Here is a 16,871-nt window from a genome sequence, read left to right on the forward strand (position 1 = left end):
AGGCATTCTGCCCCGGGCACCGCGCAACGAAGAGAAAGGGGATCCCTCTATGGCACTTGATGCAGATGTCAAGAAGGCGATCATCGAAGAGTACGCGACCCACCCCGGTGACACCGGATCCCCCGAGGTCCAGGTTGCAATCCTGACCAAGCGGATCAAGGACCTCACCGAGCACCTCAAGGAGCACAAGCACGACCACCACTCGCGTCGTGGCCTGCTCCTCCTGGTCGGTCAGCGTCGCCGCCTGCTCGGCTACCTGTCGGACATCGACATCAACCGGTACCGCGCTCTCATCGAGCGCCTCGGTCTGCGCCGCTAAGGCGCTGTCGAACCCTTCGGAGTCACAGCGGCAGCTCTTCGCTGCTGACGCGAACTTCTTGCGAACGGGCCATCACCTCCGGGTGGTGGCCCGTTCGTCATTCCGGGGGAGAGCGAACCGCTACGCTCGTGGCGTGGCGCTCCCGTTCCTGCCGTACATCGTCGTCGGCATCCTCCATCTGGTCTCCCAGCTGTTCGGAATCGATGCACTGACGGCCATCACCAAACCCCTGCTCATGCCGGCGCTGCTGGTCGCCCTGCTCTGGGCGCTGCCCCGGCGCCGAGGCGAGGTCGCGTTGCTGGCTTCGCTGGCCATCCTGTTCGGCTGGCTCGGCGACGTCTCCCTGATGGACGCAGGCCCCGGCTTCCTGATCGGTCTCGGCTTCTTCCTGCTCGGTCACGTCGCCTACCTCACCCTGTTCTGGCGCCGGATGCGCGTGCGAGCGCGGCCCCGCTGGTGGGCCGGCGTCTACCTGGTGTGGTGGGTGGCGCTCGTGGGCATCCTGGCGCCGCACGCCGGGGCGATGCTTGCACCTCTCGCCCTCTACGGGCTGGTGCTCGGGGCGCTCGCCGCCGTGGGGTCGGCCTGCAACCGCTGGATCGCGATCGGTTCGGCGGCGTTCCTGGTGTCGGACTCGCTGCTGGGCTTCCGGTTGTTCCTGCCCGGCTTCCATCCGTGGCAGATCGACTTCCTGATCATGCTGACCTACCTGGCCGGCCAGGGGCTCATGGTCGCCGGGATCGTTCGCACGGTCACCGGTCGACGCGCAGCCGGCGAACCCGTCGAGGTCAGCGCCGCGCCGCGAGCGCCTGGTCGAGCAGGGTGAGGGCGACGAGGGCTGCGGCGACGACCGCGATACCGATCACGACGCCGACCAGGCCGATCACCCCCGAGGCCAACGGCAGGATCAGCACCGCGATCACGGCCCCGCTCGTCTTCAGCGGGCGGATGACCACCTCCGGCACCAGCGGGGCGTGCAGCGCCCAGAGCATCAGCAGATAGACGGCCACGGGAACGGCGATCGCGTACGAGACGACCAGGTCGGGGAGTTCTCCGTGTGCGGCGCCGTCGTGTGCGGCGCCGGCCTGCACCGCGACCTCGAGCCCGGCGCCGAGGGCGGCGAGCGACGCGAAGACGAAGTAGTGGCCGTACCCCCAGTAGAACGAGCGTCCGCGGCGGCTCGCGAGCCCCTCGGCAGCCGGTTCGAGGAAGTAGAGCCACCAGAGGCCGAACAGCAGCACCAGTCCGGCGGCCGCGATCGTGACGAGGGCCGCGGTCACGCCGCTGTCCGCCAGGCCCTTCTGCACGCCGATCGCCGAAGCCGAGACCGACTCGCCGAGCACGATGATCGTGAACAGGCCGTAGCGCTCCGCGATGTGGTGAGGATGCCACGCCGTCTTCCCGGTGCGCTCGGCCCAGAGCGGCACCGACAGGTCGAGCGCCGCGAGGATCACGAAGGTCCACCAGCCCCACTCGGCGGGAAGCGCCAGCCGGGAGAGCCAGCCGACCTGCACCAGCGTGATGCCCGCCGCGTAGCGCAGCGCCGTCACCCGGCCATCCGGATGCTCGATCGCGGCCCGCACCCACTGGCTCACGAGGCCGATCCGCATGATCAGGTAGCCGATCGTGATCGCCGTGAAATCGCCGTGGTCGAACGCCGTCGGCACGCCGGCGGCCAGCACGAGCACACCGGCCATCTGCACGAGCGTCGTCACCCGGTAGAGCACGTCGTCCGTGTCGTACGCCGAGGCGAACCACGTGAAGTTCATCCAGGCCCACCAGATGGCGAAGAACACCATGCAGTACGGCCCGAGCCTGGCCATGATCTCGCCCTCTTCGGAGGCAGCGGCGAGTTGCGCGGCGACCTGGGCGATCGCCACCACGAAGGTCAGGTCGAAGAGGAGCTCCAGCGGGCTCGAGACCCGATGGGACTCGGTGGTGTCGCGGGCCGTCATGCGCGTGCGGAGCATCGGGATCCGGGCGGGACTCTCGTTGGTCATAGCTCATTCTGACGGGCGCGGCGGCGCGGTAGGCCACGATAGCGCGGTAGGCCACGATAGGAGGGTGATCCGCCGTCATCCCGTGCTCGCCGCCGTGACTCTCGTGTATCTCGTCGCCGTCGGCCTCATCACGCTGCTGCCGCAGTCGCCCGACTCGACCGGCAGCGCCGTTGCCCGCGCGATCGTCGCGGCGCTGCGGGGGTTCCCGCCGACCGCCTGGGTGACGTACGACGGCGCGGAGTTCACGGCGAACATCGTGATGTTCGTTCCGATGGGGGTGCTGTTCACGCTGCTGCTCGGGGTGCACCGCTGGTGGCTCGCGCTCGTGATCGGCGTGGCGGCGACCTGCCTCATCGAGGGAGCTCAGCTGGTGATCCCCGGCCGGTTCAGCGACGTGCGCGACCTGGTCGCGAACTCGCTCGGCACCCTGATCGGCATCGGGATCGTGGCCGCCGCGACGGCTGCGCGACGCCCGCTCGCGGTGCGGGAATAGCAGGGGCCCCCGTGCCGTTGTGACGATTACATGCAAACGCATTGAAATGGAGCAGCGAAAATGCAGTTCGGTATCTTCAGCGTCGGCGACATCACGACCGACCCCACCACCGGTCAGACCCCGACCGACGCGTCGCGGTTGCAGGACGTCCTGACGATCGCACAGCACGCCGAGGAGGTCGGGCTGGACGTGTTCGCGATGGGCGAGCACCACAACCCGCCGTTCTTCCCGTCGAGCCCGGTCGCCATCAACAGCTACCTCGCGGCCAAGACCAACCGGATCATCCTGTCGACGGCCACCACGCTCATCACGACCAACGACCCCGTGCGCATCGCCGAGGAGTACTCGATGCTGCAGCACCTCTCCGGCGGCCGCATGGACCTCACGCTCGGCCGCGGCAACACCGGCCCCGTGTATCCGTGGTTCGGCGAGGACATCCGCCAGGGCATCCCGCTCGCCATCGAGAAGTACGCGCTGCTGCACCGGCTGTGGCGCGAGGACTTCGTCGACTGGGAGGGCAAGTTCCGCACTCCGCTGCAGGGTTTCCAGTCGACGCCCCGCCCCCTCGACGACGTGCCGCCGTTCGTGTGGCACGGCAGCATCCGCAGCCCCGAGATCGCCGAGCAGGCCGCCTACTACGGCGACGGCTTCTTCGCGAACCACATCTTCTGGCCGGCGTCGCACACCCAGCAGATGATCGCGCTCTACCGTCAGCGGTTCGAGCACTACGGTCACGGCACCGCCGACCAGGCGATCGTCGGACTCGGCGGTCAGGTGTTCATGCGCAAGAACTCGCAGGACGCCGTGAACGAGTTCCGGCCGTACTTCGACAACGCCCCCGTCTACGGACACGGTCCGTCGCTGGAGGAGTTCACCTCGCAGACCCCGCTCACCGTGGGCAGCCCGCAGGAGGTCATCGACCGCACGCTCGGCTTCCGCGACTACGTCGGCGACTACCAGCGCCAGCTGTGGCTGATGGATCACGCCGGCCTGCCCCTGAAGACCGTGCTCGAGCAGCTCGACATCCTGGGCTCGGAGGTCGTGCCGGTGCTCCGCAAGGAGTTCGACACCCTGCGTCCCGCTCACGTGCCCGACGGCCCGACGCACGCCGCGATGGTCGCCGAGCGCGACGCCGCTGAGCTGGTCGCGTCCGCCGACGCCGACGCCGCCGCCGACGCCGAGCTCTCCTCGGAGGTGAAGTGATGACCGCCAGGAAGATCGCCGTCGTCTCCGGCGGCCTCAGCCAGCCGTCGTCCACCCGGCTGCTCGCCGACCGGCTCGCGGAGGCGACCGTACGTCGCCTCACCGAGCAGGGCGTCGAGGTCGAGGTGCAGACGATCGAACTGCGCGACACCGCGAAGGACGTCACGAACAATCTGCTCGCCGGATTCCCGAGCCCGGCGCTCGCCGACGTGATCGAGACCGTGACCGGCGCCGACGGCCTCATCGCCGTCAGCCCGATCTTCACGACGAGTTACAGCGGGATGTTCAAGTCGTTCTTCGACGTGATCGACCCCACGGCGCTCGACGGGATGCCGGTGCTGATCGGCGCCACCGGCGGAACGGAGCGGCACTCGCTCGCGCTCGACTACGCGATGCGCCCGATGTTCACCTACCTGCACGGTGTCGTCGTGCCGACCTCCGTGTACGCGGCCTCGGCCGACTGGGGGAGCGGCGCTGACACGGTCAAGGCGCTGCCCGACCGCATCGAGCGGGCGGCGGGGGAGTTCGCCGCGCTGGTGAGCGCGTCGGACCGCAGCTCGATGGTGAAGGACCCGTTCGCGCTCGAAGGCGACTTCGGCGCGATGATCGGCGGCTTCTCCATCGAGTAGCCCGCGCGCCCATACCCCCCGGAATCGAGTCCGGGAGAAATCGGCCGGATCATGCGATCAGGCGCGACTTCTCCCGGACTCGTTCGCAGTAGATTCGGGGGATGGGTGAGACCGTGGTGAAGGAGCGGGCGGATGCTCCGACGAGGTTCTTCGAGGCGGAGGCGGCCGGGCTCGAGTGGCTCGCCGAAGCGATCGACCGGGGCGGAGCCCGCGTGGTCGAGGTGATCGACGTAGCGCCCGGCCGGATCGAGCTGGAACGCATCGAGGAGACCCGGCCGACGCCGGAGGCGGCCCGCGCGTTCGGCGCCGCGCTCGCGATCACGCACGCGTCGGGCGCGGCAGCCTTCGGTGCCCCGCCCGACGGCTGGGACGGCCCGCTGTTCATCGGCAGGCGTCCGCTGCCCGCCGCCCACGAGACGTCGTGGGGCCGCTTGTATGCCCGCGACCGCATCCTGCCGTACCTCGACATCGCCGTGGATGCCGGCGGAGTGACGTCGGAACAGCTTCCGGTCATCCGGGAGGCCGTCGACCGGATCGCGTCGGGAGCCCTCGACGACGACGAGCCGCCGGCACGCATCCACGGCGATCTCTGGAACGGCAACCTGCTCTGGGACGCCAGGGGCGGCATCCTGATCGACCCGGCGGCGCACGGCGGCCACCGCGAGACCGACCTGGCGATGCTCCAGCTCTTCGGTGCGCCGTACCTCGACGCGATCGTTTCCGGTTACGACGGGGAGGTGCCACTGAGATCCGGCTGGCGCGACCGCATCCCGTTGCACCAGCTGCACCCGCTCGTCGTGCACGCTGCCTCGTACGGGCCGTCGTACGGCCGGGCGCTCGCCGATGCGGCGCGCGCGACGCTCGCTCTGCCGGATTGACAGGCTCACCTGCTAGGATTCTCGGGGTTGGCTGTGTGCCGACCAGTGAAGTGCAACTGAACAACGAGCACCAAACGGAGCAGGCTGGCAGGAGCTGGTCCTCGGTGGTGGTATCCGGATGCCCTGTGCGATCGACACAGTGACGCAACCGTGTATTTCTACTGATGGCCAGACGGGCACCAACCTCGGCGTCGACATCGACGCCTGGATGCCGCACGTACGCGCGACCGAGCGCGTCGATCTGCCTGTTCCCCTGCTCCGATGTATGAGTCGCCGCCCACACGGGGTGGCGACGTAAAACAAAGGAGAAAGACCTCTTGGAAGGTCCCGAAATCAAATTCGCCGAAGCCGTTCTCGACAACGGACGCTTCGGCACCCGCACGGTCCGGTTCGAAGCCGGACGCCTCGCACAGCAGGCACAGGGCGCAGTCGCCGCCTACCTCGACGAGGAGACCATGCTGCTGAGCGCGACGAGCGCCAGCAAGCACCCGAAGGACAACTTCGACTTCTTCCCGCTGACCGTCGACGTCGAAGAGCGTTCGTACGCCGCCGGCAAGATCCCCGGCTCGTTCTTCCGTCGTGAGGGCCGCCCCTCGACCGAGGCGATCCTCGTCTGCCGTCTCATCGACCGCCCCCTGCGCCCGTCGTTCGTCGACGGCCTCCGCAACGAGGTGCAGATCGTGATCACCGTCCTGAGCATCGCTCCGGACGAGTTCTACGACGCGCTCGCGATCAACGCGGCGTCCATGTCGACCCAGATCTCCGGCCTGCCGTTCAGCGGCCCGATCGGTGCGGTGCGCCTCGCGCTCATCCCCGGCAACGGTGCTGCTGAAGACCAGTGGATCGCATTCCCGAAGGCGTCGCAGCTGGAGGAGGCCGTCTTCGACATCGTCGTCGCCGGTCGAGTGATCACCGACGCCAACGGCAACGAAGACGTCGCGATCATGATGGTCGAGGCGGAAGCGACCGAGGGCAGCTGGAACCTGATCCAGGGCGGCGCCACCAAGCCGAACGAAGAGGTCGTGGCCCAGGGCCTCGAGGCCTCGAAGCCGTTCCTCAAGCAGCTCGTCGCCGCTCAGAACGTGCTCGCGCAGCAGGCCGCCAAGGACATCGCCGAGTACCCGGTGTTCCTGCCCTACTCGCAGGAGACCTACGACAACGTCGCCGGCCTCGCCTACGACGAGCTCGTGAACGTCTACCAGATCGCCGACAAGATCGAGCGCCAGAACGCCGACGACGCCCTCAAGGAGCGCGTCAAGACGGCTCTCACCGAGAAGGTGGAGGCCGGAGTGCTCGACGCCGAGGTGCTCACGCAGTTCTCTGCGGCGTACAAGTCGGTCTCGAAGGTCGTCATGCGCGGCCGCGTGCTGCGTGAGGGCATCCGTATCGACGGTCGTGGCCTCACCGACATCCGTCCGCTCGACGCCGAGGTGCAGGTCATCCCGCGCGTTCACGGCTCGGCGATCTTCCAGCGCGGCGAGACCCAGATCCTGGGTGTCACCACGCTGAACATGCTCAAGATGGAGCAGCAGATCGACTCGCTGTCGCCCGTCACCAAGAAGCGCTACCTGCACCACTACAACTTCCCGCCGTACTCGACCGGTGAGACCGGCCGCGTCGGTTCGCCGAAGCGTCGCGAGATCGGGCACGGCTTCCTCGCCGAGCGCGCGCTCGTTCCGGTTCTGCCGAGCCGCGAGGAGTTCCCGTACGCGATCCGCCAGGTGTCCGAGGCTCTCGGCTCCAACGGTTCGACGTCGATGGGTTCGGTCTGCGCCTCGACGCTGTCCCTGCTGAACGCCGGTGTGCCGCTGCGCGCCCCGGTCGCCGGCATCGCCATGGGCCTCATCTCCGACACCGTCGACGGTGAGACCCGCTACGCGGCGCTCACCGACATCCTCGGTGCAGAAGACGCGCTGGGCGACATGGACTTCAAGGTCGCCGGTACCAGCGAGTTCGTCACGGCCATCCAGCTCGACACGAAGCTCGACGGCATCCCCTCGGCTGTGCTCGCGGGTGCGCTCAAGCAGGCGAAGGATGCTCGTACGACCATCCTGAGCGTGCTCAACGCCGCCATCGACCAGCCCGACGAGATGGCTCCGACCGCGCCCCGCGTGATCTCGGTGCAGATCCCCGTCGACAAGATCGGTGAGCTGATCGGCCCGAAGGGCAAGACGATCAACGCGATCCAGGACGAGACCGGCGCCGACATCTCGATCGAGGAAGACGGCACCGTGTACATCGGCGCCGTCGACGGTCCGTCGGCCGAGGCTGCCCGTGCCCAGGTGAACGCGATCGCGAACCCCACCAACCCGGAGGTCGGCGAGCAGTTCCTCGGAACCGTCGTCAAGATCGCCGCGTTCGGTGCGTTCGTCTCGCTGCTGCCCGGCAAGGACGGCCTGCTGCACATCTCCGAGGTGCGCAAGCTCGCCGGTGGCAAGCGCGTCGAGAACGTCGAAGACGTGCTCAACGTCGGCCAGAAGATCCTGGTCGAGATCACCAAGATCGACGACCGTGGAAAGCTGTCGCTCGCTCCGGTGCTCGCAGAGGCCGACGACGCCGACACCCACGGGCGCGACGCCGCCAGCGAGGGCCCGGAGGCTCCCGCAGAAGGCTAGTCCTCACCCGCACCACCCGGATGCCCGTGCAGCCTCGCTGCGCGGGCATCCGTGCGTCTGCGCCCGCCCCATCCACTGCGATCGAGTCCGAAGTTGTTGCTCGCGACACGCCGTACTGGGGTGCAACAAGTTCGGACTCGATCGCAGTGCCGGGGCTCAGCGGGCGGCGTCGCGGGCGAGCAGCGGGTGCAGGCGGAACGGGATGAGCTCGCCCATGTCGAGCGCCGTCTCGGCGCGCTCCACGCCGTCGCAGGCCTGGATGGCGCCCGTGATGCGGAACAGGTCCTCGGCGTCGACGCAGACCACGCGCACGAGCAGATCCGAGGGGCCGCTCAGGCCGTGGGCCTGCACGATCTCCGGGATGGTCGCCAACTGCTCGACGATGGCGGCGAGCTTCTGCTGCTGCACGTGCACCGTCACGAACGCGGCCAGCGGGTAGCCGGCGGCGTGCGCGCTGATCCGGCGGTCGAACGACAGGAAGACGCCGGAGCGCTCGAGAGCGGCGACGCGCGCCTGCACGGTGTTGCGGCTGAGACCGAGACGGTCGGCGATGGTCACATTGGTCGCGCGCGGGTCGTCCGTGAGCGCCACGAGGATGCGCCGATCGGTGCTGTCGATGGTGGGCATAGTGCGAAACCTAGCATCGGGCGACACGCCAAGATAGTGCATCGTGCCCACCCGACACGCCGTTGATTGTGCTGGCTGACCTCTCGGCGTAGCCTTCCAAGTAATTCCGGCGATGGGGCCGGAAGCCGATCCTGCGAGCCACAAGCACGCGGATCGGGCGTGAGAGTGAAGGTTGCGTGAACCGTGACGATCGACAATCAGCCAGCCCTGAGGGACTCCGACGGCGAAAGCCGGATGGACGAGGTGCACCTCGGTGAACTCCACCTCGGCGAACTCGACACCGTGCAGCTCCTGACCCCGGCGGGGGATCGGTTGAGCGACGTGCGCTACGACGCCTGGATCTCCGACATCGGCGACGAGCAGCTTCTTTCGTTGTACGAGGACATGGTGGTCATCCGCCGCATCGACACCGAGGCGACCGCTCTGCAGCGCCAGGGCGAGCTCGGCCTCTGGCCCCCGCTGCTCGGGCAGGAGGGGGCGCAGATCGGCTCCGGCCGGGCCCTCCGCCGCGACGACTTCGTCTTCTCCAGCTACCGCGAGAACGGCGTCGCCTACTGCCGCGGCGCTGCCTTGGGCGACCTGGTGAAGGTGTGGCGCGGTGTCGCCCAGAGCGGCTGGAACCCGTACGACATCAACATGGCCACCCCGCAGGTCATCATCGGCGCCCAGACGCTCCACGCCACGGGATATGCGCTCGGCATCCAGGCCGATGGCACGGATGCCGTGGCGGTCGCGTACTTCGGCGACGGCGCCACCAGCGAGGGCGACGTGAACGAGGCGATGATCTTCGCCGCCACCTATGCCGCCCCGGTCATCTTCTTCTGCCAGAACAACCAGTGGGCGATCTCGGAGCCCGTCGCCCTGCAGGCGCAGCGCCCGATCGCCGAGCGCGCTCCCGGCTTCGGCATCCCGAGCGTGCGGGTCGACGGCAACGATGTGCTCGCGGTGATGGCGGTGACTCGCGCCGCTCTCGACCGCGCGCGCAGCGGAGGCGGCCCCACCTTCATCGAGGCCGTGACCTACCGGATGGGCCCGCACACCACCGCGGACGATCCCACCCGCTACCGCGACCCCGCCGAGCTCGACGCGTGGAAGGCGAAGGACCCGATCGCCCGCGTGGAGTCCCTGCTCAGCGCCCACGGCGCCCTCACGCCCGAGCGGGCGGAGGCCGTGGCCGCGGTCGCCGACCGTGTCGCCGCCGAGCTGCGTGCCGCCTGCGTCGCCCTGCCCGATCCCGACCCGATGAGCGTGTTCGACAACGTGTACGCCGAAGCGCACACCGGGCTGACCCGCCAGCGCGACCACTACAGCCGGTACTTGCGCACGTTCGTGGGAGGCGACGGACGATGACGACACTCACGCTGGCCAAGGCCATCAACGCGGGGCTGCGCACCGCCCTGGCCGGCGACGACCGCGTCGTGCTGATGGGCGAGGACATCGGCACGCTCGGCGGCGTCTACCGGGTCACCGACGGACTTCAGACCGAGTTCGGACCGCGCCGGGTGATGGACTCGCCGCTGGCGGAGTCCGGCATCCTGGGCACCGCTGTCGGGATGGCGTACCGCGGGTACCGCCCGGTCGTGGAGATCCAGTTCGACGGCTTCATCTATCCGGCCTTCGACCAGATCGTCAGCCAGGTGGCCCGGATGCACTACCGCACGGGCGGAGCGGTGCGGATGCCGATCACGATCCGCGTGCCGTTCGCCGGCGGAATCGGTGCGGCCGAGCACCACTCCGACTCCCCGGAGGCCTACTTCGCGCACGCGGCTGGGCTGCGGGTGGTGAGCCCGTCCGATCCCCAGGATGCCTACACGCTCATCCAGCAGGCGATCGCGTCCGACGACCCGGTGCTCTACTTCGAGCCCAAGCGGCGGTACCACGTGAAGGGCGAGGTCGACGAGACCGCCCCGCTCGCCGATGCCCGCCCGATGGGCACGGCACGCGTGCTCGTGCCCGGCACGGACGTCACGGTGGTCACCTATGGCGGCGTCGTGCAGGTCGCCCGGGATGCGGCGATCGCCGCCGCCGACGAGGGCGTCTCGGTCGAGGTCATCGACCTGCGCTCGCTCTCTCCGCTCGACATGGACACGATCATCGCCTCGGTGCGCAAGACCGGACGCCTGGTCGTGTCGCACGAGGCGCCGCTCTCCGGTGGGATCGGGGCCGAGGTCGCCGCGTCGATCACCGAACGCTGCTTCTACTACCTCGAGCACGCGCCGGTGCGGATCACCGGCCACGACATCCCGTACCCGGCCGCGAAGCTGGAGGGCTCCCACCTGCCCGACCTCGACCGGATGCTCGACGGCATCGACCGCGCGATGGACCGCCCCAACTCGCTCACCGGGGTGGAGGACTGATGGGCGCGATCAAGGAGTTCGCTCTGCCCGATCTCGGGGAGGGGCTCACGGAGTCGGAACTCGTGTCGTGGCACGTCGCGGTCGGCGACACCGTCGAGCTGAACCAGATCATCGCCGAGGTGGAGACCGCCAAGGCACTGGTCGAGCTTCCCGCGCCATACTCGGGCATCGTGTCGCGCCTGTTCGTGGAACCCGGAGTGACGGTCTCGGTCGGCGACCCGATCGTCGCGTTCGAGATCCCGGATGCGTCGGCTCCCGCCGACGGCGCGTCTCCCTCCGCCGAGAGCGCGGCGCCCGAGCCGAATCTCGTGGGCTACGGCGCGAAGGCGGACTCGACGAGTCACCCCCGCCGCCGGGAGCGGCCGGGCCTCGCGACGTCCGCGGTGCCGGTCTCGTCGGTCTCGTCGTTCTCGTCGGGCTCGGCAGGCCCGTCGGCACCCGCGTCGACCGGCGCCACCGCGACCACCGTGCTCGAACGCCCGCGGGCGACCCCGCCGGTGCGCAAGCTCGCCAGAGAGCGCGGCATCGACCTCGCCGCCATCGCCGGCACCGGGGACCGCGGCCTCATCACGCGCCACGACGTCGAGAACTTCGCGGAGGCCTCGCCGGTCGCGCCGCCGGTCGAGCAGGCGCGGGACTCGGTCGTCGAGACACGAACGAGCGAGTCAGGCGAACGCCGGCCGCGCGAGACGCGGATCCCGATCAAGGGGGTGCGCAAGTGGACCGCTGACGCGATGGTGCGCAGCGCGTTCACCGCACCGCACGCCACGGTGTTCCTCACCGTCGACGTCACGCCCACCATGGAACTGCTCGAGCGCCTGCGCGCGCAGCGCGAATTCGCCGAGAGCCGCCCCGGGCTGCTCGCGGTGACGGCGAAGGCCCTGTGCCTCGCGGTGCGGCGCACCCCGTCGGTCAACGCCCGCTGGGAGGACGACACCCAGGAGATCGTCGAGTTCGGCTACGTGGACCTCGGGATCGCGGCCGCGACGCCGCGCGGGCTCGTGGTGCCGACGATCCCGGATGCCGACACGCTCGATCTCGCGGGCCTGGCGACGGGCATCCGGGAGCTGGCGGAGACGGCCAGGGCGGGCCGCACGTCACCGGAGCGGCTGAGCGGCGGCACGATCTCGATCACCAACGTCGGCGTCTTCGGGGTCGATGCCGGGACGCCGATCCTGACGCCGGGGGAGTCCGCGATCCTGGCCCTCGGGGCGGTGCGACGACAGCCGTGGGAGTACCGCGGAGAGATCGCCCTGCGTCAGGTCGTGACGCTCGCCGTGTCGTTCGACCACCGGGTCGTCGACGGCGAGCAGGGAGCACGCTTCATCGCCGATATCGGCCGGGTGCTCGCGGACCCGGCGAGCGTGCTCGCGATGGTCTGACTCCGACGCGGCGCTGCGTTACGCGTGCAGCGCCGCGTTGAGCTCGATGCCGCCGCCCGAGCGCTGCAGCACCTCGACGGCGCCGCTCACGGAGTTGCGACGGAAGAGCAGCCCGGGGGCGCCGGAGAGCTCGACGGCCTTGACGGTCTGCGGGCGTCCGTCGGCCGTGGGCGCTCCGCCCACCACGACGACCTTGGTGCCGGCCGTGACGTAGAGGCCCGCCTCGACGACGCTGTCGTCTCCGATCGAGATGCCGATGCCCGAGTTGGCGCCGAGCAGCGCCCGCTCGCCGATCGCGACGCGCTGCGTGCCGCCGCCCGAGAGCGTGCCCATGATGGAGGCGCCGCCGCCGATGTCGGAGCCGTCGCCGACGACGACACCCTGCGAAATCCGTCCCTCGACCATCGAGGTGCCGAGCGTTCCGGCATTGAAGTTGACGAAGCCCTCGTGCATGACCGTGGTGCCCGGCGCCAGGTGCGCGCCGAGGCGCACCCGCGACGCGTCGGCGATGCGCACGCGAGCGGGGGTGACGTAGTCGAGCAGGCGGGGGAACTTGTCGATGCCGGTCACGTGGATGCCGGCCCGCTGCAGCCGCGGACGCAGACGATCGAGGTCGGCCGGGTTGACCGGCCCGGCGTTGGTCCAGGCCACGATCGGCAGGTGGCCGAAGATCCCGTCGAGGTTCACGGTGTTCGGGCGCGCGAGCAGGTGCGAGAGCACGTGCAGGCGCAGGTAGGCGTCGGGGGTCGACGCGGGTGCCGCATCCAGGTCGATCTCGACCGTGACGATGTCGACGCGCACATTGCGGCGGGGGTCGTCGCCGGCGAGCTCCTCGAGCTCGGCCGGAGCGATCCAGCGGTCGCGCCCGGCGGGAAGGCCGCCGAGCTTCGGCTCGGGGAACCAGGTGTCGAGAACAGTGCCGTCGCCGGCGATCGTTGCGAGGCCGTATCCCCAGGCGTGGCGGGGCGCGGAGGATTCGGAGGAAACGTCGGTGGGCATGCCTCTAGATTAGTAGGGTGCCTCTCGACCTCAGCGCTTCGTCCATCGACCTCACCCGCCAGATCTGCGACATCGAGTCGGTGTCGGGAAACGAGAAGAGGCTGGCCGACGAGATCGAGGAGGCGCTCGGCGCTTTCGGCCATCTCGAGATCATCCGCGACGGCGACACCATCGTCGCGCGCACGAACCTCGGGCGCGAACGCCGGGCCGTCATCGCCGGCCACATCGACACTGTGCCCCTCAACAACAACCTTCCGACGCGCTTCGAGAAGATCGACGGCATCGAGTACCTCTGGGGCCGCGGCACCGTCGACATGAAGTCGGGTACGGCCGTGCAGCTCAAGCTGGCCGCCGAGCTCACCGACCCCGCGATCGATGTGACGTGGATGTGGTACGACCACGAAGAGGTCTCCGCCGAGCTCAACGGCCTCGGCCGGCTCGCGCGCAACCGGCCCGACCTGTTCACCGGCGACTTCGCCATCCTCGGTGAGCCCAGCAACGGCGTGGTCGAGGGCGGCTGCAACGGCAACCTCCGCGTCGAGGTGCGTGCCTTCGGACTCCGCGCGCATTCCGCCCGCGGCTGGATCGGCGAGAACGCCATCCACAAGGTTGCGCCCATCCTCGACACCCTCGCTGCGTACGAGCCGCGCGAGGTCGAGGTCGACGGCCTGGTGTATCGCGAGGGACTCAACGCCGTCGGCATCACCGGCGGCGTCGCCGGCAACATCATCCCCGACGAGTGCATGGTGCACATCAACTACCGGTTCGCTCCGAGCCGCAGCTCGCACGAGGCGATCGAGCACATGCACGAGCTCTTCGGCGACTACGAGATCACCGTGGTCGACCGCGCCGACGGCGCACGGCCCGGTCTGGATGCCCCGCTCGCCCAGGAGTTCCTGGCGGCGGTCGGCGGCGTGGCCAAGCCCAAGTACGGCTGGACCGATGTCGCCCGGTTCAGCGCGCTCGGCATCCCGGCGGTGAACTACGGCCCGGGCGACCCGCTCAAGGCGCACGCCGACGACGAGCGCGTCGCCGTGCAGCAGATCACCGCCGTCGAAACGGGTCTCCGTGCCTGGCTCACCGGTGCCGGCCGCGCCTGAGGAGGCCGCGCCCCAGCACCGGCTGCTCGAGCGTCCGGCGCAGCGGGAGGCCGCGCCGTGGTGGACGCGCTGGTGGGTGCGTGTGCTCGCGGTCTACCTGGCGGCCCGCGCGGTCACGACCGCGTTCCTGCTGATCCTGGCGAACGCGCAGGGCATGAACCAGTGGACGGCCGCGCATCCCGGCTACTTCGACTTCGCCGCGATCTGGGACGGCCGCTGGTACAACATCGTGTCGATCAGCGGATATCCCGCTGCGCTGCCGACGGTGGACGGCGTGCACGTCACAGAGAACGCCTGGGCCTTCATGCCGGTGTACCCGGGCGTCGTGAACGTGGTCGAGTTCCTGACCAGGATGCCGTGGCCGGTCGCCGCCGTCACGGTCTCGTTCCTCTGCGGCGCGGGCGCGGCGCTCGTCTTCCACCGCCTGCTGCGCACGCTCGGCTTCTCGCCGTCGACCGCTCTGTTCGCCGTCGTGCTGTTCTGCGTCTCGCCCGTCTCTCCGCTGTTCCAGCTGGCCTACGCGGAGTCGCTGTACATCCTGTTGCTGGTGGTGGCGCTCGACCTGCTCGTCGAGCGCCGGTACGTGGCACTGTTCCCCGTGGTGCTGGTGATGGCCTTCACCCGCCCGAGTGGACTTGCCTTCGCGCTCGCCCTCGCGATGCACGTGGTCTACCGCTGGGTCAAGCGCGACAGCGATCCGTTCCCGCCGCGAGAGCGGGTGCTCGGGGTCTCGCTCACGGTGTTCAGCGGGCTGGCCGGCCTCGCTTGGCCCGCCATCGCCGGCATCGCGACGGGATCCTGGACCGCGTACACCGACACCGAGCTCGCCTGGCGTGCGCCGTACATCGGCTACACGCATCTGGTGCCGTTCTCGTCGTGGTTCCAAGGAGCGGACTGGTGGTTCGGCTACATGCTCGGGCTGCCCGGCTGGCTCGGCGTCGTGACCCTGCTGATCGTGCTGGTGCTGTTCGGAATCGCGCTCTTCACGCCGCCGGTGAGACGACTCGGACCCGATCTGCGGTTCTGGATCATCGCTTACTCCGTGTACCTGCTGGCAGTGTTCTTCCCGCAATCCAGCACCTTCCGGCTCCTGATGCCGCTGTTCCCGCTGCTCGGCGCCCTGGCGATTCCGAAGAGCAGGGTCTACCGCACGGCTCTCGTCGTGCTCTTCCTCGCGCTCCAGGTGGGGTGGCTGCTGGTCTGCTGGGGGGTCGACGGAGCGGACTGGTCGCCGCCGTGATCGGCGCGACGCGCCGACGCGGGTAGACACACGATTTCCTCAGGCAACCGCCGATGACAGATAATGAGAAGACATCCACGAAAGGGGAGCTGCATGGCGGCCATGAAGCCGAGGACCGGGGACGGGCCAATGGAGGCTGTGAAGGAGGGTCGGCTCATCATCGTGCGAGTGCCGCTCGAAGGTGGCGGGCGACTCGTCGTCTCTGTCAACGACGCGGAGGCGAAAGAGCTTCACGACGCACTGGCGAGCGTCGTCGCCCCATCCTGATCACGACGAAGAACGGGCCCCCGCGGGGGCCCGTTCTTTCGTCTGTCGTGCGATGCCTGCGCGGCGCAGCCGCTACGGAACCAGCTTGGTGATCTGGAGCAGGCCGTCGCCGGCGAGCGAGAGCGCGCTGACGACAGCACCGGATGCCGCCGTCTCGGTGACGAGCGTGCGGAAGCCCGTGGCCACGTCGTCGCGCTGAGCCGGGTCGGAGACGCGACCCTTCCAGAGGGCGTGCGCGACCAGCACGGTGCCGCCCGGGCGGGCGAGACGCAGGCCGTGCTCCACGTACTCGATCACCGACTGCGGGTCGGCGTCGATGAAGACGATGTCGTACGAGTTCTCGTTCATGCGGGGGAGCACGTCGAGTGCGCGCCCGGTGATGAGCCGCACGCGGTTCGAGGCGATCCCGGCGTCGGTGAAGAAGCCGCGGGCGTGCTGCTGGTGGTCGAGCTCCGAGTCGATCGAGGTCAGGGACGCCCGCGTCCCCCCGGTCAGCAGCCAGAGTCCGGAGACACCGACGCCCGTGCCGATCTCCACGATGTTCTCGGCAGCGGTCGCCGCGACGACGACGGCCGCCTGCGCACCCACGCTCGGTGCGATCGGGTCGATCCCGAGTTCGAGCGACTGCTGACGTGCCCGCGCGACGACCTCGCTCTCGACGATGACCTCGTCGGCGAACTTCCAATTCGATTCTTTGTCTGACACAGCGCTCCCGGTGATCTCGGGCACCAGGATACGGCCCGCCATCGCAGCTTTCGTGCA

At 69.3% G+C, this 16,871-nt stretch carries 17 protein-coding genes; 13 read left to right on the plus strand and 4 right to left on the minus strand.

Going from position 1 to position 16,871, the window contains the following annotated elements; all coding sequences use genetic code 11:
* Positions 1-49: 49 nt before the first annotated feature.
* Together rpsO and PKE84_RS15430 are read left to right on the plus strand one after the other, a co-directional pair.
* Positions 50-319, plus strand: a complete 270-nt coding sequence (gene rpsO, locus PKE84_RS15425) for a 30S ribosomal protein S15 (protein WP_271178153.1) — start codon at positions 50-52, stop codon at positions 317-319.
* 133 nt (positions 320-452) lie between these two features.
* Positions 453-1,145, plus strand: coding sequence for a lysoplasmalogenase (locus PKE84_RS15430; protein ID WP_271178154.1), 693 nt, complete (start codon positions 453-455; stop codon positions 1,143-1,145).
* On the opposite strand, the gene PKE84_RS15435 is transcribed toward PKE84_RS15430, so the two are convergent.
* The gene (locus tag PKE84_RS15435) at positions 1,108-2,319 is read right to left on the minus strand and encodes a low temperature requirement protein A (RefSeq protein ID WP_271178155.1); all 1,212 of its coding nucleotides are present in this window, start codon (positions 2,317-2,319) and stop codon (positions 1,108-1,110) included. The two genes, PKE84_RS15430 and PKE84_RS15435, sit on opposite strands and share 38 nt — an antisense overlap.
* Positions 2,320-2,383: 64 nt before the next feature.
* Between PKE84_RS15435 and PKE84_RS15440 the strand changes: the two genes are divergently transcribed.
* The 5 genes from PKE84_RS15440 (at position 2,384) to PKE84_RS15460 (ending at position 8,137) form a co-directional block, all read left to right on the plus strand.
* Entirely contained in the window at positions 2,384-2,812 is a 429-nt protein-coding gene (locus tag PKE84_RS15440) for a VanZ family protein (RefSeq protein WP_271178156.1), read from the plus strand.
* 60 nt (positions 2,813-2,872) lie between these two features.
* Positions 2,873-4,015, plus strand: a complete 1,143-nt coding sequence (locus PKE84_RS15445; protein WP_271178157.1) for an LLM class flavin-dependent oxidoreductase — start codon at positions 2,873-2,875, stop codon at positions 4,013-4,015.
* Positions 4,015-4,644 carry an FMN reductase gene (locus PKE84_RS15450; RefSeq protein ID WP_271178158.1) on the plus strand — a complete coding sequence of 210 codons (630 nt, stop codon included), beginning with the start codon at positions 4,015-4,017 and terminating at the stop codon, positions 4,642-4,644. Before PKE84_RS15445 ends, PKE84_RS15450 begins: the two co-directional genes overlap by 1 nt.
* A gap of 101 nt (positions 4,645-4,745) precedes the next feature.
* Positions 4,746-5,522: a fructosamine kinase family protein gene (locus PKE84_RS15455; RefSeq protein WP_271178159.1), complete on the plus strand. Its 777-nt coding sequence runs from the start codon at positions 4,746-4,748 to the stop codon at positions 5,520-5,522.
* A gap of 317 nt (positions 5,523-5,839) precedes the next feature.
* Complete coding sequence (locus PKE84_RS15460) at positions 5,840-8,137, plus strand: polyribonucleotide nucleotidyltransferase (protein ID WP_271178160.1); 2,298 nt, start codon at positions 5,840-5,842, stop codon at positions 8,135-8,137.
* Between the two features lie 156 nt (positions 8,138-8,293).
* On the opposite strand, the gene PKE84_RS15465 is transcribed toward PKE84_RS15460, so the two are convergent.
* Positions 8,294-8,764, minus strand: a complete 471-nt coding sequence (locus PKE84_RS15465; RefSeq protein WP_271178161.1) for an Lrp/AsnC family transcriptional regulator — start codon at positions 8,762-8,764, stop codon at positions 8,294-8,296.
* Positions 8,765-8,998: 234 nt separating this feature from the next.
* Here PKE84_RS15465 and pdhA point away from each other — a divergent pair, with 234 nt between their 5' ends.
* The 3 genes from pdhA to PKE84_RS15480 are packed head-to-tail and all read left to right on the plus strand — an operon-like array spanning position 8,999 to position 12,503.
* Entirely contained in the window at positions 8,999-10,114 is a 1,116-nt protein-coding gene (pdhA, locus tag PKE84_RS15470) for a pyruvate dehydrogenase (acetyl-transferring) E1 component subunit alpha (protein ID WP_271178912.1), read from the plus strand.
* Positions 10,111-11,121, plus strand: coding sequence for an alpha-ketoacid dehydrogenase subunit beta (locus PKE84_RS15475; protein ID WP_271178162.1), 1,011 nt, complete (start codon positions 10,111-10,113; stop codon positions 11,119-11,121). The genes pdhA and PKE84_RS15475 overlap by 4 nt, the downstream gene beginning before the upstream one ends.
* Entirely contained in the window at positions 11,121-12,503 is a 1,383-nt protein-coding gene (locus tag PKE84_RS15480) for a dihydrolipoamide acetyltransferase family protein (RefSeq protein ID WP_271178163.1), read from the plus strand. Before PKE84_RS15475 ends, PKE84_RS15480 begins: the two co-directional genes overlap by 1 nt.
* 18 nt (positions 12,504-12,521) lie before the next feature.
* Here PKE84_RS15480 and dapD read toward each other — a convergent pair whose 3' ends face one another.
* Entirely contained in the window at positions 12,522-13,502 is a 981-nt protein-coding gene (gene dapD, locus PKE84_RS15485) for a 2,3,4,5-tetrahydropyridine-2,6-dicarboxylate N-succinyltransferase (RefSeq protein WP_271178164.1), read from the minus strand.
* Between the two features lie 17 nt (positions 13,503-13,519).
* Here dapD and dapE point away from each other — a divergent pair, with 17 nt between their 5' ends.
* The 3 genes from dapE to PKE84_RS15500 all read left to right on the plus strand — a co-directional run bounded on the left by dapE (position 13,520) and on the right by PKE84_RS15500 (position 16,109).
* Positions 13,520-14,602: a succinyl-diaminopimelate desuccinylase gene (gene dapE / locus PKE84_RS15490; RefSeq protein WP_271178165.1), complete on the plus strand. Its 1,083-nt coding sequence runs from the start codon at positions 13,520-13,522 to the stop codon at positions 14,600-14,602.
* Positions 14,571-15,842 (plus strand): hypothetical protein, encoded by a 1,272-nt coding sequence (locus tag PKE84_RS15495; protein ID WP_271178166.1) that lies wholly within the window; start codon positions 14,571-14,573, stop codon positions 15,840-15,842. Before dapE ends, PKE84_RS15495 begins: the two co-directional genes overlap by 32 nt.
* A gap of 93 nt (positions 15,843-15,935) precedes the next feature.
* Positions 15,936-16,109, plus strand: coding sequence for a DUF3117 domain-containing protein (locus PKE84_RS15500; RefSeq protein ID WP_271178167.1), 174 nt, complete (start codon positions 15,936-15,938; stop codon positions 16,107-16,109).
* Between the two features lie 72 nt (positions 16,110-16,181).
* Here the strand turns inward: PKE84_RS15500 and PKE84_RS15505 are convergent, their stop codons facing one another.
* A complete protein-coding gene (locus PKE84_RS15505; RefSeq protein ID WP_271178168.1) occupies positions 16,182-16,814 on the minus strand; it encodes an O-methyltransferase in 633 nt (210 codons plus the stop codon).
* Positions 16,815-16,871: the final 57 nt, after the last annotated feature.

The sequence above is a fragment of the Leifsonia poae genome (assembly GCF_027921845.1).
GTDB classification, from domain to species: Bacteria; Actinomycetota; Actinomycetes; order Actinomycetales; family Microbacteriaceae; genus Leifsonia; species Leifsonia poae.

Coding starts and splice junctions, on each gene's coding strand:
- PKE84_RS15455 (WP_271178159.1), top strand. CDS start 4,746: ATGGGTGAGACCGTGGTGAAGGAGCGGGCGGATGCTCCGACGAGGTTC.
- PKE84_RS15450 (WP_271178158.1), top strand. CDS start 4,015: ATGACCGCCAGGAAGATCGCCGTCGTCTCCGGCGGCCTCAGCCAGCCG.
- PKE84_RS15500 (WP_271178167.1), top strand. CDS start 15,936: ATGGCGGCCATGAAGCCGAGGACCGGGGACGGGCCAATGGAGGCTGTG.
- pdhA (WP_271178912.1), top strand. CDS start 8,999: ATGGACGAGGTGCACCTCGGTGAACTCCACCTCGGCGAACTCGACACC.
- dapD (WP_271178164.1), bottom strand. CDS start 13,502: ATGCCCACCGACGTTTCCTCCGAATCCTCCGCGCCCCGCCACGCCTGG.
- PKE84_RS15435 (WP_271178155.1), bottom strand. CDS start 2,319: ATGACCAACGAGAGTCCCGCCCGGATCCCGATGCTCCGCACGCGCATG.
- PKE84_RS15480 (WP_271178163.1), top strand. CDS start 11,121: ATGGGCGCGATCAAGGAGTTCGCTCTGCCCGATCTCGGGGAGGGGCTC.
- PKE84_RS15465 (WP_271178161.1), bottom strand. CDS start 8,764: ATGCCCACCATCGACAGCACCGATCGGCGCATCCTCGTGGCGCTCACG.
- PKE84_RS15445 (WP_271178157.1), top strand. CDS start 2,873: ATGCAGTTCGGTATCTTCAGCGTCGGCGACATCACGACCGACCCCACC.
- rpsO (WP_271178153.1), top strand. CDS start 50: ATGGCACTTGATGCAGATGTCAAGAAGGCGATCATCGAAGAGTACGCG.
- PKE84_RS15475 (WP_271178162.1), top strand. CDS start 10,111: ATGACGACACTCACGCTGGCCAAGGCCATCAACGCGGGGCTGCGCACC.